This is a genomic window from Microbulbifer sp., assembly GCF_036563125.1.
Classification (GTDB): domain Bacteria; phylum Pseudomonadota; class Gammaproteobacteria; order Pseudomonadales; family Cellvibrionaceae; genus Microbulbifer.
Map to the genome: position 1 here is coordinate 1 of NZ_DATCMV010000047.1, position 3,851 is coordinate 3,851.

Annotated in this window: 3 protein-coding genes; all 3 read right to left on the reverse strand. The window is 54.6% G+C overall.

Going from position 1 to position 3,851, the window contains the following annotated elements:
- On the reverse strand, positions 1–2,288 hold a 2,288-nt coding region (locus tag VIL80_RS03605; protein ID WP_332034793.1), incomplete at its 3' end, for an agarase.
- Between the two features lie 39 nt (positions 2,289–2,327).
- Positions 2,328–3,482 (reverse strand): mandelate racemase/muconate lactonizing enzyme family protein, encoded by a 1,155-nt coding sequence (locus tag VIL80_RS03610; protein WP_332034794.1) that lies wholly within the window; start codon positions 3,480–3,482, stop codon positions 2,328–2,330.
- Positions 3,483–3,494: 12 nt separating this feature from the next.
- A partial coding sequence (locus tag VIL80_RS03615) for an SDR family oxidoreductase (RefSeq protein WP_332034795.1) occupies positions 3,495–3,851 on the reverse strand: 357 nt, incomplete at its 5' end.

The following is a 3,851-nucleotide window of genomic DNA, read 5'->3' on the forward strand; positions in this document are numbered from 1 at the left end:
ATGGGGGAATCCATGTACTGGAACATATGCACACCGACAAAGTAAGGATTATCAATGACAGAATTCATGTAGTTCTTAAACTTCCGCCCGCGATCTTCCTGATCCGCCGCGATCACGATACCAGGGTGGAAGTGCCCCTGATCATCGGAGCCGAAGCTGAACTCGCCAATCAGGCTGGGCTTGTCAATCTCTGACAGAAACGTCCATTTGGACGGCACGAGCCCTTCTTCATAGAGATTGTAGGAAATTACATCCACATGGTTAGCTGCCGCCTTGACGATCTCTTCCGGCATGCCCCAACTCGGCAGCCTCGAACCGAGATACAGATGATTGGGCATCACAGACTTCATCGCCCGGTTGATGGTGCCGAAATACTGATTGCCGTAATCCAGCAGCAAAGTGGTATAGTCCTGCTTCTGCACATCGGTGGCGATAGCAGAATCCACCCCCTTTTCGAACGCGTCCCATGAGGCAACCTGTTTGTTCCATGCCTTGTTGAGTGCATCGATCGAGCCATACTTTTTCTTCAAAATACCCGTGAATGCTGCTTTCGCTGGTGTGTCCGCCGCATCACGGGACAAGGCATTGATTACAATACCGTAGTGCAACTCGTCGCTCTCGAGGCGTCCGAAGCTCTGCTCATTGTCAAAGAAAATTCCCATGCACCAGGGACTGTTTTCAATTTGAGCGGATACGGATTGGGCCGCTACGACGGAGCGCTGGTAAAAGCGCGGATCGTAAGGATCCGGCACTGGGTGCCAGAAATCGAAACCGCTGGAAAGGGTGCTGAATTCACCGATGATATCGGCGAAGGCGACAAACGGAATCTGCTTCTGTTTGTAAAAGGGATCCGCCGCCCAATTGCCCAATGAAGTAAAGCCCCAATCCAGCATCCGGTCCACGGTAACTTTTTGCCAGATATCCAGGTACGATTCCGGATAGGTTTCCCCGTATCGACGTTCGAGATTTGCACTGTAGAAGCTGAAGGTTTCCCCCTGCTTCACTGGCCCGGACTGGGTCTCGCGGCGGTAGCCGTAGTGATTGCCGAGATCGTCATCGAAATCCGGCAGCCAGTTGAACATTTCAGCACGGGTATCGGAAACCAGCTTGCGGGTCTCCCACGCCTTGCGCTCAACACGGTTCAGTGGCTGGTCATCTTCCGCCACCACATCGTCTGCACTGCGCTTTGGCACCAGGTCGTGATCGTAATCGTACCCGGTAATAGTGGACGAATTCGACAGACGAATGATGTCGATGCCGGTCGAGAAATACAGGTAGCCATCCGGATCGATCAGCGACCACTTGCCATTGACTTTCTGGGTACGGAAAAATCCAGTTGCCTCAAAGCGCGGTCCACTCTTCCAACCACTAAACGCCGAGCGATCATCATTGGGCTTGCCGGACAAGCTCGCCAGCTCCTCTTTGACCATGGCTGCGAGTTCCTCGTCAGAGTGAATCTTGCCGACATAGTCAACCTTGGCATTTTGCCCGTATTGGTCCAGCAGCCCGGTGAGGAAATTTTTGTCCATCGCGGGATTAGCGCGCAGGCGCAAATTATCGATCGTATACTGGCGGTCGCTAAGGCTGCCATCAGATCCGAAAACAATCTTGGTGATTCCGCTCAGATCCAGCCGTTTTTTACCCCAGAAGGAATGCAGCTGCTGATCATCAGACTGCCAGGTAACCGGGTTTGAACGCAAACCCGACGAAAAATTGAACTCATTTTTGGCCACCGCTTCCGGGTCCAGCTGATCGTGTCCGTCCAGCTTGGCGTAATAAGTGGTCGCCTTGCCACCGGTGGGCACAACCATTCCTCGTGTATAGCTATCGCCATTCTTGTCGGTCATGGTCACATCGATCTGCACCGATTCGCTGCCGTGGTTAGCCACGTCAAAGGCGAAATTGAAGTCGGAAAATTCACTCCAATCCCAGGGTACAGAAGGTTCAATCACCAGCGCGGCACTGTTGTTGTCCTTGAGCTGGAGCTTTATCTCGAGCGCACGGCCACTGTTGCCGTTGTCCACCAGGGCGGCGCTGCCGTTGATGACCTGGACGGAAGCGGGAATATTTTCGCTGTCGAAGCTTTCAAGCAAGTAGTCTTCGGCAAGCAGGTTGGAATCCGATCTCTGGGTAATAGCATCTTGCCCAGAGGCATTCTGGCTTGCAGGAGCCTTTTCAGAACCGCCGCAAGCCGCCAGGCCGCCGAACATGGTTGACGCAATTGCAACGCTCAAGAGTGAACGCGCGAGTATGCGCGCGGCGCTGGATTCCAATCTCTCAGATTTCATCGTTTTCCCCAGAATTATTTTTTGGTCTTGAATTAACGGTTACCAGTTGGTGTAGCTGCCGTCCGGCTTGCACAGTCGCGGCGCTTCCCAGAATTTAAAGGACTGTTCCGCAATCAATTCCTCGTGTACATCAATCCCGATCCCGGGCGCATCGCCCACTGGGTAGACACAATTTTTCTCACGGGGACGGTTGATGAAATATTTGTCGTGGTCTGACTTATTACTGTCGTACGGCGCAATCTCACACCATGCGAGATTGGGCACCGCAGCACACATCTGGATAGTGGCCGCCGTACACACAGGCCCAAGCGGATCGTGTGGCATGATGTCGATGTAGTGGCTCTCCGCCATCGCCGCAACTTTCATGGCTTCGGTCAGCCCGCCGACATTGCACACGTCGATGCGGGCAAAGTTGGTGAGGTCCTGCTCGATATACGGCATGAAGTCCCACTTGCTGGCAAACTCCTCACCGATGGCGAAGGGTACGTTGACCATCTTGCGCAGCCCCTGATAGGCGCTGATCGACTGATCACGAATGGGCTCTTCAATAAAGTCCAGAACCCCCTCACCCAACTTCTGGCAGAAACTTGCCGCTTCCGCCACCGACAGACGGTGGTGGTAATCGATCCCCAGTACCAGCGCCTCACCCAGTTCCTGACGGATCTCCCTTAAGCTCCCCGCGGCCGCGGCAATGGATTTACGCACATCAAACGTTGTCGGTTCGGTTGGCGATCCATGTTCACCGGTGGTGGCTCGAATCACCTCCCAGCCCTGCTCCCGCAACGCGCGGAAGTCATCCATCAGCGCCTGGCCCATGGGCTTGGTGGAAGTCACAAACAGTGGTATTTCATTGCGCTGCTTGCCACCCAGCAATTGATACGTGGGGACGTTCAGTGCCTTGCCGGCGATATCCCAGAGCGCGATATCGATCGCTGAAATGGCCGCAGTCAACACGCGACCGCCTTCGAAATACTGGCTGCGGTACATCTCCTGCCAAAGGGCCCCAATATTGCGCGCATCACGGCCAATCAGAAACTGGCGAAAATGTTTTACTGCTCCAGCTACTGCAAGCTCACGACTGGATAAGCCGGACTCACCCCAGCCGTAGATACCCTCATCGGTTTCCACTTTCACCAGGCACAGATTGCGGTGTCCCACCCAGGCCGGGTATACCTTGATATCGGAAATCTTCATCGAACAGACCTTTTACTTGAGATCATCAGTGGGACACAGGGCAGCGCTCATGCCGTGGTCTGCGGTCAGGTTGGAACCGGTCAATGCACCGGCATGTGTTGAGAGAAGAAACGCGGCGATGTGCCCCACCTCTTCCACCGTGTTGTATTTTCCATCCGCGTGCATTTTGTCGAAGGACGCCGCTAATGAGGGATTCCCTTCCGCCACCCTGGCTACCGCTTCCGTATTGGTAAGGCCCGGGCACAGGCTGTTCACGCGAATGCCTTTACGGCCAAGACTCCAGGCCATGGCGCGGGTCATGGCGACGATGGCGCCCTTGGTAGCGGCATACATTTCATAGCCCGCAACACTGGCGCCGGCGTGATTGGA